The sequence below is a fragment of the Agrobacterium sp. ST15.13.015 genome (assembly GCF_027871645.1).
Lineage (GTDB): Bacteria > Pseudomonadota > Alphaproteobacteria > Rhizobiales > Rhizobiaceae > Agrobacterium > Agrobacterium leguminum.
Genome location: NZ_JAQAHF010000001.1, coordinates 571,722 through 584,909 on the forward strand (window position 1 = coordinate 571,722; position 13,188 = coordinate 584,909).

General features: G+C 59.7%; 14 protein-coding genes. 6 read left to right on the forward strand and 8 right to left on the reverse strand.

The features are described 5' to 3' along the window. Window positions 1–46: 46 nt before the first annotated feature. Window positions 47–964, forward strand: coding sequence for a LysR family transcriptional regulator (locus PIB16_RS02770; RefSeq protein WP_080855993.1), 918 nt, complete (start codon window positions 47–49; stop codon window positions 962–964). 51 nt (window positions 965–1,015) lie between these two features. Here the strand turns inward: PIB16_RS02770 and copM are convergent, their stop codons facing one another. From copM to relB, 4 genes are all read right to left on the reverse strand, one after another. Further along, complete coding sequence (gene copM, locus PIB16_RS02775; RefSeq protein WP_271044936.1) at window positions 1,016–1,390, reverse strand: CopM family metallochaperone; 375 nt, start codon at window positions 1,388–1,390, stop codon at window positions 1,016–1,018. A 498-nt stretch (window positions 1,391–1,888) separates the two neighbouring features. Next, a complete protein-coding gene (locus PIB16_RS02780; protein ID WP_080855994.1) occupies window positions 1,889–2,653 on the reverse strand; it encodes a hypothetical protein in 765 nt (254 codons plus the stop codon). A 6-nt stretch (window positions 2,654–2,659) separates the two neighbouring features. Further along, window positions 2,660–2,929 (reverse strand): type II toxin-antitoxin system RelE family toxin, encoded by a 270-nt coding sequence (locus PIB16_RS02785; RefSeq protein ID WP_142843990.1) that lies wholly within the window; start codon window positions 2,927–2,929, stop codon window positions 2,660–2,662. Next, window positions 2,913–3,140 (reverse strand): type II toxin-antitoxin system RelB family antitoxin, encoded by a 228-nt coding sequence (relB, locus tag PIB16_RS02790; protein WP_142843989.1) that lies wholly within the window; start codon window positions 3,138–3,140, stop codon window positions 2,913–2,915. Before relB ends, PIB16_RS02785 begins: the two co-directional genes overlap by 17 nt. A gap of 157 nt (window positions 3,141–3,297) precedes the next feature. Here relB and hisS point away from each other — a divergent pair, with 157 nt between their 5' ends. From hisS to hisG, 3 genes are all read left to right on the forward strand, one after another. After that, a complete protein-coding gene (gene hisS, locus PIB16_RS02795; protein WP_271044937.1) occupies window positions 3,298–4,845 on the forward strand; it encodes a histidine--tRNA ligase in 1,548 nt (515 codons plus the stop codon). A gap of 168 nt (window positions 4,846–5,013) precedes the next feature. Further along, entirely contained in the window at window positions 5,014–6,141 is a 1,128-nt protein-coding gene (locus tag PIB16_RS02800; RefSeq protein WP_271044938.1) for an ATP phosphoribosyltransferase regulatory subunit, read from the forward strand. Continuing rightward, window positions 6,138–6,830, forward strand: a complete 693-nt coding sequence (gene hisG, locus PIB16_RS02805) for an ATP phosphoribosyltransferase (RefSeq protein WP_065654370.1) — start codon at window positions 6,138–6,140, stop codon at window positions 6,828–6,830. The genes PIB16_RS02800 and hisG overlap by 4 nt, the downstream gene beginning before the upstream one ends. Before the next feature lie 63 nt (window positions 6,831–6,893). Here the strand turns inward: hisG and PIB16_RS02810 are convergent, their stop codons facing one another. The 4 genes from PIB16_RS02810 to groES all read right to left on the reverse strand — a co-directional run bounded on the left by PIB16_RS02810 (window position 6,894) and on the right by groES (window position 10,722). Then, window positions 6,894–7,340, reverse strand: coding sequence for a DoxX family protein (locus PIB16_RS02810; protein ID WP_003519535.1), 447 nt, complete (start codon window positions 7,338–7,340; stop codon window positions 6,894–6,896). 151 nt (window positions 7,341–7,491) lie between these two features. After that, window positions 7,492–7,926 (reverse strand): hypothetical protein, encoded by a 435-nt coding sequence (locus PIB16_RS02815; protein ID WP_065654369.1) that lies wholly within the window; start codon window positions 7,924–7,926, stop codon window positions 7,492–7,494. A gap of 790 nt (window positions 7,927–8,716) precedes the next feature. Beyond that, window positions 8,717–10,351: a chaperonin GroEL gene (groL, locus tag PIB16_RS02820; protein WP_063947704.1), complete on the reverse strand. Its 1,635-nt coding sequence runs from the start codon at window positions 10,349–10,351 to the stop codon at window positions 8,717–8,719. Between the two features lie 74 nt (window positions 10,352–10,425). Next, on the reverse strand, window positions 10,426–10,722 hold the full coding sequence (gene groES / locus PIB16_RS02825) for a co-chaperone GroES (RefSeq protein ID WP_004440196.1): 297 nt from the start codon (window positions 10,720–10,722) through the stop codon (window positions 10,426–10,428). Between the two features lie 367 nt (window positions 10,723–11,089). Here groES and PIB16_RS02830 point away from each other — a divergent pair, with 367 nt between their 5' ends. Both PIB16_RS02830 and PIB16_RS02835 read left to right on the forward strand, forming a co-directional pair. Continuing rightward, window positions 11,090–11,938 (forward strand): TIGR01459 family HAD-type hydrolase, encoded by an 849-nt coding sequence (locus tag PIB16_RS02830; RefSeq protein ID WP_065654367.1) that lies wholly within the window; start codon window positions 11,090–11,092, stop codon window positions 11,936–11,938. A 48-nt stretch (window positions 11,939–11,986) separates the two neighbouring features. Then, window positions 11,987–12,967, forward strand: coding sequence for a bifunctional riboflavin kinase/FAD synthetase (locus PIB16_RS02835; RefSeq protein WP_078051201.1), 981 nt, complete (start codon window positions 11,987–11,989; stop codon window positions 12,965–12,967). Window positions 12,968–13,188: the final 221 nt, after the last annotated feature.

Here is a 13,188-nt window from a genome sequence, read left to right on the forward strand (position 1 = left end):
TCAAATAATATGGCATATATTATTCGATAAAATCGAATGAAAAGCCATGACCTTCGAACAACTCCGCATCTTCATCGCCGTTGCCGAACGCGAGCACCTTACAAGGGCCGCCGAAGCCATCGGTTTGACCGCCTCCGCCGTCAGCTCCGCCATCAAGAATCTCGAGGCCTTTTATAATGTCGAGCTGTTCCATCGCGTCGGCCGCAACATCGAACTGACGGAAAGCGGCCGGGCGTTTCTGGGCGAAGCGAAGGCGACTCTGGCGCGTGTGCGCAATGCCGAATTGATTCTTTCTGAAATGGGCGGGCTGACGCGCGGCGAAATCACCGTCTGCGCCAGCCAGACGATTGCAAGCTACTGGCTGCCGCCGATCCTGATGCAGTTCAAGAAGCTTTATCCGGGCGTGACCGTGCGGCTCGATATCGGCAATACCAAGACGGTTACACAGGCCGTGCTTGACGGTCTGGCAGAGGTCGGTTTCATCGAAGGCAGGATCGATGAGCCGGCTTTGATGGTGCAGCCGGTCGTCTCCGACAAGCTGCTGGTGGTCACCGGTTCGGCCCATCCCTTCGCGGATGGCCGTTATCTCACCGCGCTCGATATGCTCTACGGCACCTCATGGGTTCTGCGCGAACAGGGCTCTGGCACCCGCTCCGCCTTCGAGGCGGCGGTGCGGCAGATGGGGGTGGACCCCGCTGAACTGTCCGTCATGCTGGAACTGCCGTCCAATGAGGCGGTGGTAATGGCGGCACGCTCCGGCGGCGCGGCCACGGCAGTTTCTGCCTCCGTCGCCTCGCTATTTCTGCGGCAGGGGCTGCTGGTCCGAGCCGGCATCGATTTGCCTGCCCGCAACTTTGCTTTGCTGCGCCACAAGGAACGCCATACCAGCCGGGCGGCCATGGAGCTGGAGCGCCTCAGCCGTGCGGCCTCGGAGGACTACAAGGCCGGTCTTGCGGGGTTGTAACCTTGGGGGAGGGAGCGCCAGCCGGCGCTCCCCGTTTGACACTAGCGGTCGTCACTTGCCCTTGGACTTCAGCCAGGCCTTCATCATGGCGATCTCGCCTTCCTGCGCCTTGATGACCTCTTCGGCCAGCTTGCGGATTTCCGGGTCCTTGCCGTATTCGAGCTGGACCTTGGCCATGTCGATTGCGCCCTGATGGTGCGGGATCATGCCGCGCACGAAATCGACATCGGCATCGCCGCTATAATCGATGGCCATATCGCCATGCATCTTCTTGCTGGCTTTCATGAAGGCCTTGGTGGAAGCGCTGTCGCTCATAGTGCCTTTTGACATGTCATGTCCGGCATGGCCGCCCGCTTCCTGTGCGAGAACGGGCATGGCGAGAGAGGCCGCAAAAGCGGCGGCGAGCGTAATGGTCTTGATAGACATGGATTATCCTTCCTGTGTCTGACGGATTTTTCGAAGACGGGTCTGAAAAAATCTGGGGTCAGGCGCGGGGAGGCGGTAGCGGCGGCGCGGAAGCCTTGCCGTGAAAGACGATGCCGCGCTGCGGCTTGGGATAGTCAAAGGTCACCCGGCCACTATCGGCGAAGATAGTTCGCGGAACCACGATCAGGCAGGCGGCGCAGGAACCGGGATGTGCGGCATCTTCACCATGCGGGCAGCAACCGCCCGTGCCCCCTCCGTGAGCCCCATTCTCCGCATGCGCCCGAGACACTTGGTCCCGATCCGGGGCTCGATGCGAATGGGCACCGTCATGTTTCATTGGCACTTGCGAGGACGCTGCCATGCCCTTGGCTATCGGCATGCTCATCGCCATCTGCGCCGGCATTGCGCCGTATAGCAGGCAGGCAAGGAACATCAATGTGCGGACCACCTGGGACATGGCGTGAATTTACTGCTGGAATTATGGAATAAGCATGACGATCAGGTCAGTTCACGCGCGATGACGTGATGCACGATGCGATAATCCCTGCTTTCCTCGCCAAACGGGGCAAGCGGCCATTCCCATGCGGCGGCGGGGGCGGGAAGCTCGATGCCATGCAGCAGGTCTTCATGCTGGTGCAGGTTGCCGTCTTTGCCGATCACGTCGAAGGAGGTGTCCGTTATCAGGCAGGCCTTGCAGGGCAGGCCAGCCAGCGCTTCTAGATGGGTGTGAATGAGCTTCGGCAGAAGATCGTCCGGGGCATCTGCGATCTTTTCCCGCTCCAGCCGGTGGCGTGCGCCGGTGCCGATCTGTGACAGGAGATTGGCCGATACCACGAGATCGAGATAGGGCACCCGCCGCAGGAAATCGAGCGGTTCCGCCGGCCGACCGGCGAGAACATCGTCAAAGCCGGAAAGATCGCGGTTGGCGATGCGGACATTCTTTTTGGCATTGAGGCGCAGCTTCGCCTGCACGCTGGCGAGATGCACCAGATCGACCAGCACGACCGTATCGAACATCGCCACCAGCGCATCATAGGGCACATCGCGTAACAGGCCAGACCCCAGCACGACGGCCGTTCGCCGCTGCTTCAGCTTTCTGGCCGATTGCAGCACGAATTGCCGGCTGTTGTTTTCATGCTCCGCCCAGGCTTTGGCGCAGCGGTTGGCGCGCGCCCAGAGGTTGACGGAATAGCGGATATGCGGCCGGAATTCTTTCGGCGTGACCGCGCGCGTGGCGGCATATTGCAGGGCTTCGAGGATCATGAATGCCTAACGGTAGATTTCACGGCGATGGCCGATTTCGACCACCAGCACGACGAGCTTGTGATCCTGTATATCGCAGATGATGCGGTAATCGCCCACCCGGTAGCGCCAGAAATTTCCGAGTTCGGAGCCTTGCAGGGCGGCGCCGGTCTGGCGTGGATCATCCAGTGCCGCCAATCGTTCATGCAGAAAACTCCGGATTCGCTGGCGCATTTCCGGATTTATCTTGCGCATCTCTTTCTGGACAAGTGTGTGATATTCAATTGTCCAGATCACGCCAGAACTCCTCGGCGCTTACAATCTTCGATTCTCCACGTTGGATGCGCCGCGTCGCCTCCTCCGCAAGATAGAGATCCTCCATATCTTCGATATGTTTCTCGATTGCCTCGCGGATGTAATAGGCGGATGTGCGGCCGGTGCGCTCGGACAGCGCTTTCAGCCGCTCATAGGTCTCGTCCGGCAGGCGTATGGCCGTCTGTTTGCTCATGGGTCGCGTCCTTCCCGATCCGAATTGGGATACATGTATCCCATATAGCACCGCTTGGCCGCAGCGGCCAGTAAAACCGGAGCCTTTGCGGCTTGCCGCACCGGGCTTCATCCTCTAATACACCGGCATAATTTCAGGAAAATATCGGATCGGCATCATGAGCGAAAAAGTAAAAAAGCCTCAGAAACTGAAAGCCCGCCTGCCGCGCGGCTTCGTGGATCGCTCGGTTGCCGATATTCATGCCACCAACGAGATGATCGAGAAGATCCGCAGGGTCTATGAGCTTTACGGCTTCGATCCGGTGGAAACACCGCTGTTCGAATATACCGATGCGCTCGGCAAGTTCCTGCCCGATAGCGACCGCCCGAACGAAGGCGTGTTTTCGCTGCAGGACGATGACGACCAGTGGATGAGCCTGCGCTACGATCTCACCGCGCCGCTCGCCCGTCATGTTGCGGAAAATTTCAACGAAATCCAGCTGCCCTACCGAACCTATCGCGCCGGTTACGTGTTCCGCAATGAAAAGCCCGGCCCAGGCCGTTTCCGGCAGTTCATGCAGTTCGATGCTGATACGGTGGGCGCCGCCGGCGTGCAGGCCGATGCCGAAATGTGCATGATGATGGCCGATACGCTGGAAGCGCTCGGAATTCAGCGCGGCGACTATGTCATTCGCGTCAACAATCGCAAGGTGCTCGATGGTGTACTGACTTCCATCGGTCTGGGTGGTGAACATAATACCAATAGAAGACTTGGTGTCTTGAGAGCGGTCGATAAGCTCGACAAATTCGGAAAAGAAGGTGTTAGACTTCTACTCGGAACTGGTCGAAAAGATGAAAGTGGTGATTTCACCAAGGGTATGGGGCTGGATGATGACCAAATTTCTCGTATCTTCAAATTACTAGACGTAAGTTTCGGTACCCACGAACTTGGTGGTCTCAGCATTTCAGGTCTAACTACAGATATTCGTGGCGGCGTATATTTGGATCAAATGCTGTCAGATGGTCTCGGCGAACTCAATGACATACAGCAACTGGTCAGTTCGGCTGGTTATGGCCCGGATCGTATTAGAATTGACACCTCCGTCGTTCGCGGCCTCGAATATTACACCGGCCCGGTCTATGAGGCCGAGCTGAGCTTCGACGTCACCAATGAAAAGGGCGAAAAGGTCGTGTTCGGCTCTGTCGGCGGCGGCGGCCGTTATGACGGCCTCGTTTCGCGCTTCATGGGCCAGCCGGTTCCGGCCACGGGCTTCTCCATCGGCGTGTCGCGCCTGATGACGGCGCTGAAGAACCTCGGCAAGCTCGGTCAGGTCAAGCCGCTCGCACCGGTTCTCATCACCGTCATGGATGGCGATGTGGAAAGCATGGGCCGTTACCAGCGCTTCACGCAGGCGCTGCGCGCCGAGGGCATCCGCGCTGAAATGTACCAGGGCAACTGGAAAAAATTCGGCAACCAGCTGAAATATGCCGACCGTCTCGGCTCGCCCATCGCCATCATCCAGGGTGGAGATGAACGCGCCGAAGGCGTGGTGCAGATCAAGGATCTGATCGAAGGCAAGCGCCTGTCCGGCGAGATCGAGGACAATGCCAGCTGGCGCGAGGCGCGTGTGGCGCAGGTCAGCGTGCCGGAAGCCGAGCTGGTGGCGAAGGTCCGCGAGATTCTGGCCGCGCAAGCTGAAGATTTGGCGCGGGCGCAAGGCAAGTAACGTGGTGTCAGCCGCTTACCCCCCTCTGTCCTGCCGGACATCTCCCCCTCAAGGGGGGAGATCTGCAAGCGGCCGGCGCGGCGTACTCCTATTGATCTCCCCCCTTGAGGGGGAGATGTCACGAAGTGACAGAGGGGGGTATCTAGCGGCGTATACAGGAAATATCCCATGCCCCTGATCGACATGCCGGAATTTTCCGGAGAGCTACTGGAAGAATTCGCCGCGCGCCGCACGAGCCGCGTGAACACGCCCGTCATCCAGCCCGCCGAACCGTTTCTGGATATGGCCGGCGAGGATTTGCGCCGCCGTATCTTCATGACGGAGAGCGAAACGGGTGAGAGCCTGTGCCTGCGCCCGGAATTCACCATTCCGGTCTGCCTGCGCCATATCGAGACGGCGACCGGCACGCCGAAGCGTTATTCCTATCTCGGCGAAGTCTTCCGCCAGCGCCGCGAAGGTGCCAACGAGTTTTATCAGGCGGGCATCGAGGATCTCGGCGATACCGATATTGCCGCCGCCGACGCCCGTGCCGTCATTGACGCCACCGGCATTCTGCAGCGCCTGCTGCCGGGCCGGGCGCTTGCCGTCACGCTGGGCGACCAGCAGGTGTTCGAGGCGGTGGTTGCCGCCCTTGGCCTGCCGCTCGGCTGGCAGAAGCGGCTGGTGCAGGCATTCGGCGATATGGCGCAGCTGGAAGCGCTGCTGGAAAGCCTTGTACATCCTAAGCCCATGACCGGGCTGGACGCGCGGGTTGCCGGCCTTCTGGCAACGGGCGACGAGACAGTGCTGGTCGATTATCTCGATACGGTGATGCAGGAGACCGGCTATTCCACCAATGCCAGCCGCTCGCCGCAGGAAATCGCCCGCCGCCTGCGGGAAAAACTGGCGCTTGCCGCCACGCGCCTGCCGGATGAAAGCTTCGCGCTGCTCAAGCAGTTCCTGGCCCTGAAGGCGCCTCTGCCGCAGGCCTCGCAGGTTCTGGCGGATTTTGCCGCAAAGGCGAAACTGAAACTGGATAGCGCGCTTTCCGCTTTCGATAAACGCGTCGCAGCGCTTGGCAATGCCGGTGTCGATCTCGAAACCGTCACCTATGGCGCGGCCTTCGGCCGTCCGCTCGATTATTATACAGGCCTCGTTTTCGAAGTGGTGGAAGCGGGCGGAGACAGTGTGCTGGCCGGTGGCGGCCGTTTCGACCGGCTGCTGACCCTGCTCGGCGCACAGGAAAAAATCCCGGCCGTGGGCTTTTCGCTCTGGCTGGATCGCATCGAAACGGTGCGCGGGAGCGACAAGCCATGATTACCATCGCATTGCCCTCCAAGGGCCGGATGAAGGAAGACGCCTCCGCCGTTCTGGAACGCGCCGGGCTGAAAGTCGCGGCTGTCGGCAATGACCGCTCCTATCGCGGCCGCATCGAAGGGCGCGACGATATCGAGATCGCTTATCTCTCGGCTTCCGAGATCGCCCGCGAGATCGGTGCCGGCACTGTGGATTTCGGCGTGACGGGAGAGGACCTCGTACGCGAGGGGCTGACCAATGCCGATGCGCAGGTGGAGTTCTGCGCACGCCTCGGTTTCGGCCATGCGGATGTCGTGGTCGCCGTGCCGGAAATCTGGCTGGATGTGGACAGCATGGCCGATCTCGGCGATGTCGCTTCGGAATTCCGCGCCCGTCATGGCCGCAGGCTTGCCATCGCCACCAAATATTGGCGGCTGACGCAGCAGTTCTTTTCGCGCCAGCACGGCATTCAGCTTTATCGCATCGTTGAAAGCCTTGGCGCGACCGAGGGTGCGCCGGCCGCAGGGCAGGCGGATATCATCGTCGATATCACCTCGACCGGCTCGACGCTGAAGGCCAACCACCTGAAAATTCTCTCCGACGGCATCATCGTCCGTTCGGAAGCCTGCTTCGTGCGCGCCCGCAAGCCGGAACATGACGGCGATGCGGCGGTTCAGGAGATCGCCTCGCGCATCAGGGCTGCGGTCTGACGACGTAAAAAAAAAAGCCGCCGGAGCGATCCGGCGGCTTTTTTATTGGTCGATCCATTTGGCTTATGCGTGGGCCACAGCCGCACCGCGCTTGGCGTCGACGGAGTAGGCGCCGGGGCCGAAGGCGGCAAGCAGGATATAAGCGCCGGCAAGTGTGATGTTCTTCACCATCATGATGCCGTTCAGCGTGTTGATCCAGCCAAGAGCCGGCTCAGGCCAGCCGGGTACGGCAACGGTGCCGCTGTGGAACACCAGACCGGTGAAGACGCAGAAGACGGCAAGCGCCCAGGCAGCGATTTTGGTCTGGAAACCAGCGAGAATGGCAAGACCGGCAACGAGTTCGAACAGGCCTGCAATATAGGCAAGCGCGGTTGCAGCGGGTAGGCCGGCACCAGTGATCATGCCGGCCGTACCGGCCGGATCGACGAGCTTGCTGAAGCCCGAGGTGATGAAGATGAAGGAAAGCAGAATACGGGCGATGAGAACGAGAACGTTCTGGCTGCTGGACATGGATATCTCCGGTAAATAATCGGCGTGTCGCCGGTTGAACTGCAATGTCTGGAGATATCAATGACCGAAAATCATCCGCCCATAAAGATGAACAATAGAAGACAAATCGTCTTCATTTTGTGAACGGTGCTGGGCGTCTGTCCCGCTATGTTCAGGCGGCGAAGCGAATATCCTCAAAGCGCGGAAACAGGAAAAGCCCTGATATGCGCCCTTGCTGGCCGTCTTCGAAGCCGGAAGATTCTCCCATGCAGATGACCGGCTGCCGCATCGCCGGCAAGATGGAGAGGCCGGATGAAAAACAGAAACGTGAAGGTGCGGTGGAAACCTGCTCGAAAAGTTCCAGAACACGGGCGTGGTCAGCGCGGTCGTAACAGCGGACAAGGCTGAGCAATCCGCACTCGCCTGGCGGCAGGCCGTGCATGAACGATGCGTGTTCGCCGAGCCGGATGACGCCACTGGAAAGATCGCTGCTCCACTCCTCCGACATGAAGAAATGCGACAGGGTCCGGGGATCGGGCGTGGCTGTTACCGCCGCAGGCAGAGCATCGTTGCGTCTTGATATTTCAAACAAATCGCGCCCCCGCATGAACACGTGCCAGCGCCGCCACTTCAAGCGCCACTGCCAGGTTGAACCTTTACCGCCACCCGCAGTCGAACGTATTTGCCAGGCATCGAAACCCCTTTCAATGCTGGCCGCCCCGTCGCGGAACCCTTACGGGGGGTGACTTATAGTTTATTTTCCCCTACCTACAACAACCAGACAGTGAGAAAATCAAAAATATTATGTATTTCTTCTTCAAAATCGCGAGACATGCGAAAAAGCACAACTAAATAGCGCACTTATAAGCCGGTCCGAGTGGAAATCGGCCCCGTATGGGGTGGTGATTCGCTCTTGGATGTGCCCCATTATTGCATGGGGTTGCAAAAATAGCCGGATAAAATCACGCCTGTTCCAAAACGGGACAATACACGAACCCTTCCGCGTCGGCCTTCAGAATTATGCAACCTGTTGATTTCATGAGGCATCTCTTGCGAGAGCGTCGATAAGGTGCGCCGCCTTCCGTCAATCACACAGGCGCGGCAAAGAAAAAGGGCGGTCCGAAGACCGCCCTTTCTTAATTCCGGTGACAGGACCGATTAGAAGTCCATGCCGCCCGTCGGGCGCGCTTGCGACGCCGGACCCACCTAAAGGGCATGGGCGACAAAGAAAAAGGGCGATCCGAAGACCGCCCTTTCTTATTCCGGTGGCAGGGCTGATTAGAAGTCCATGCCGCCCGTCGGGCGCGCTTGCGACGCCGGACCACTTAAAGGGCATGGGCGGCAACGAAAAAGGGCGGTCCGAAGACCGCCCTTTCTTAATCCGGAGACAGGACTGATTAGAAGTCCATGCCGCCCATGCCGCCGCCCGGCATTGCCGGCATCGGAGCGTCCTTCTTCGGAAGCTCGGCGATCATGGCTTCGGTGGTGATCAGCAGCGAAGCAACCGAGGCTGCGTTCTGCAGAGCCGTACGAACAACCTTGACCGGGTCGACGATGCCGAGCTGGATCAGGTCGCCATATTCACCGGTCTGGGCGTTGTAGCCGTAGTTGTCTTCGTTCTTCTCGAGGATCTTGCCGACAACGATGGAAGCTTCGTCACCTGCGTTGTCTGCAATCTGGCGAACCAGAGCCTGCAGGGCGCGGCGGATGATGTTGATACCGGCTTCCTGGTCGTCGTTTTCACCCTTTGCGGTGATCTTCGTGGACGAACGCAGCAGGGCAACGCCGCCGCCCGGTACGATGCCTTCCTGAACAGCAGCGCGCGTCGCGTTGAGAGCGTCGTCGATGCGGTCCTTCTTTTCCTTCACTTCAACTTCCGTCGAACCGCCAACGCGGATAACGGCAACGCCGCCAGCGAGCTTGGCAAGACGTTCCTGCAGCTTTTCGCGGTCGTAGTCGGAGGTGGTTTCTTCGATCTGAGCCTTGATCTGGGCAACACGACCTTCGATGTCGGACTTCTGGCCGGCGCCGTCAACGATCGTGGTGTTTTCCTTGGAGATCGAAACCTTCTTCGACTTACCGAGCATGTCGAGGGTAACGTTTTCGAGCTTGATGCCGAGGTCTTCGGAAATGACGGTACCACCGGTCAGGATGGCGATGTCTTCCAGCATGGCCTTGCGGCGGTCGCCGAAGCCGGGAGCCTTGACGGCAGCGATCTTGAGGCCGCCACGCAGCTTGTTGACGACGAGCGTTGCAAGGGCTTCACCTTCAACGTCTTCAGCGATGATGACGAGCGGCTTGCCGGTCTGAACGACGGCTTCGAGAACCGGCAGCATGGCCTGAAGGTTCGAAAGCTTCTTTTCGTGCAGGAGGATGTATGCGTCTTCGAGGTCCGCAACCATCTTTTCCGGGTTGGTCACGAAGTAGGGCGACAGGTAGCCGCGGTCGAACTGCATGCCTTCAACGACTTCGAGTTCGGTTTCAGCGGTCTTGGCTTCTTCAACGGTGATGACGCCTTCGTTGCCGACCTTCTGCATTGCTTCAGCAATGTCGAGACCGATCTGACGCTCGCCGTTTGCAGAGATCGTGCCGACCTGTGCAACTTCTTCAGACGTGTTGATCTTCTTGGCCTTGGCCTGAAGGTCCTTGACGACTTCAGCAACGGCCAGATCGATACCGCGCTTCAGGTCCATCGGGTTCATGCCGGCAGCAACTGCCTTGGAACCCTCGCGAACGATGGCCTGGGCCAGAACGGTCGCGGTGGTGGTGCCGTCGCCGGCGATGTCGTTGGTCTTGGAGGCAACTTCGCGAACGAGCTGTGCGCCCATGTTCTCGAACTTGTCTTCCAGTTCGATTTCCTTGGCGACGGAAACGCCGTCCTTGGTGATGCGCGGAGCGCCGAAGGACTTGTCGATAACGACGTTACGACCCTTCGGGCCGAGGGTTACCTTCACTGCATCAGCAAGAACGTCGACGCCCTTGAGCATCTTTTCGCGTGCTGTGCGGCCGAATTTTACTTCTTTGGCTGCCATTTTCAAAACTCCTGGTTTCGAATGGCCGGACCGGGTCCGGCTTGAAATTTAAGGAAACGATGGGTCGACTGAAATCAGCCGATAATGCCCATGATGTCGGCTTCCTTCATGATCAGAAGGTCTTCGCCGTTGAGCTTGACTTCGGTGCCCGACCACTTGCCGAACAGAACGCGATCGCCAACCTTGACGTCGAGAGCGACGACCTTGCCGGCCTCGTCACGTGCGCCGGAACCGACGGCGACGATTTCGCCTTCCTGCGGCTTTTCCTTGGCGGTGTCGGGAATGATGATGCCGCCCTTGGTCTTTTCTTCGGACTCAACGCGACGAACGACGACGCGATCGTGAAGCGGGCGGAAATTGGTGCTTGTCATTGTCTAATCCCTCGATCAAATGACTGCGCGAGCTTTTGGAACTCGCCTGATGGGTGTTAGCACTCTCCTTTATCGAGTGCCAGCGGAACCGAGATAAGGAGGGCTTCTGCCGGAGTCAAGAACGCCCTGTCTGAAAAATTTCATGGCTTATGGTTATCAGCGTTCCATGACAGAAATTTCCCATGCGCGGACGGGCGCGGCGACGTCGTTCTTTTTGCCCGTTGCGGCCGCATCGCATCTAAGGGGCATTTGTGTTCATGCTGCGTCAGGCGGGCCAAGACCGGTCTGGCGGCGCTTTTTTCCTTGCCATCGGCGTCCCGCTTTGCGATGTGACGCTCACCCTCTTCTCGCATCCGGAAAGCATCTCATGGCCCATCGCATTCTCACTCTCGGCGAAATTACGGCTGGGTTCGACGTTATTCTTTCGGATGTCTGGGGCGTGCTGCACAATGGCGTCAGCGCTTTTCCGGATGCGGCGGTTGCGTTGCGGGAAGCGCGCGAGGCCGGCAAGACGGTGGTGCTCATCACCAATTCGCCGCGCCCCGCTCCCGGCGTCATCGCCCAGCTTCGCGTTCTCGGCGTGCCGGATGAGGCCTATGACCGCATTATCACCTCCGGTGACGTCACCCGCGGCCTGATCGCGGAAGGCCCGAAAAAAGTATTCCTGCTCGGCCCGGAACGCGATCTGCCGCTGCTGGACGGTCTCGATGTCGAGCGCGTCGGCGAGGCGGAAGCGCAGTCCGTGGTCTGCACCGGCTTTTTCGATGACGAGACGGAAACGCCCGAGGACTATACCGAAATGCTCAAGGGCTTCATTGCCCGCAACGTGCCGATGATCTGCGCCAATCCCGATCTGGTGGTGGAGCGCGGCGAGCGCATCATTCCATGCGCCGGCGCCATGGCCGCTTACTACGAACAGCTCGGCGGCGAGGTCCGCATTGCCGGCAAGCCGCATGCGCCGATCTATGAGGCCTGCCTTGCGGCGGCCAAAGAAGTGCGCGGCGCCTTCGCCAAGGATCGCGTGCTCGCCATCGGCGACGGCATGCCGACGGATGTGAAGGGCGCGATTGCGAGCGGTCTCAACCTTCTTTATATCAGCGGCGGAATTCACGCCGCCGAATATACGCTGAACGGCCAGACGGACGAGGCGCTTCTCAATGCCTATCTCAAGGGGCAGGGTGCTGCTCCCGGCTGGTGGATGCCCCGTCTCGCCTGAGGACGTCTTGCCTCAAGGAATAGCTGGCGCAGGAATGGATCGATTGCCATGACCGTTTTTCACCGCAATGAAAAAAAGGAACCGCTGCCGGAAGCTCTTCGCGGCGGCGTCATCGCCATCGGCAATTTCGACGGCGTGCATCGCGGCCACCGGGCTGTCCTGGATCGTGCCCTGGAGCTGGCGGACGCCCGTGGCGTTCCCGCGCTGGTGCTGACCTTCGAGCCGCATCCCCGTTCCGTCTTCCGTCCCGATACGCCGGTTTTTCGCCTCACGCCCGCGCCACTCAAGGCGCGCATCCTTGAGGCCATCGGTTTCCGCTCCGTCATCGAATATCCCTTCGACCGGGAATTTTCGCAGCGCTCGGCGGAGGAATTCGTCCAGTCCATTCTGGTCGACTGGCTTCATGCCAGCGCTGTCGTCACCGGCTTCGATTTCCATTTCGGCAAGGGCCGCGAAGGCGGCCCGGCGTTCCTGATGGAGGCCGGCAAACGCCATGGCTTCGACGTGACGCTGGTGGATGCCTTCCGCGACGAGGGCGCGGATGTCGTCTCCTCCAGCCGGATTCGCTCGCTTCTATGCGAAGGCGATGTGGCGGGCGCCGCAGGCCTGCTCGGTTATCGCTTCACGGTGGAAAGCGAAGTCATCGGCGGCCAGAAGCTCGGCCGCACGCTGGGTTATCCCACCGCCAACATGGCGCTGGCGCCGGAAACGGAACTGAAAGCGGGCATCTATGCCGTGCGGTTCCGCCGCCCGGACGGGTCGATCCGCGATGGGGTGGCAAGCTTCGGTTACCGCCCGACCGTCACCGAAAACGGTGCGGCGCTGCTTGAAACATTCGTCTTCGATTTTTCCGGCGACCTTTATGGCGAGGTCTGTTCGGTCTCCTTCTTCGGGCACCTGCGCGACGAGCTGAAATTCGACGGTCTCGATCCGCTCGTCGCCCAGATCAGGCGCGATGAAGAAGAGGCGAGGGCGATGTTATCGGGCGTGCGCCCGCTCAGCGAACTGGACGCCAGGATCGCGTTCTGACCGGGTAAGGCCGGTCAGCCTCTGTTCCGGCCGATATTGCCGTCGCTTTTCTCTTCCTTTTTGCCGGAAAACCGCATAAACAACCGGCCATGTCCCAATACCGGTTGATGTTCAAAACTCAGATTGGCCGAATTATTGGCCCGGCCTTCCGCCCGCTCTGACGAGCCGGAAGGTCCGGGATTTTGGCGCTTGTCATGACTTTGGTCATGGCGCTTTCCGTA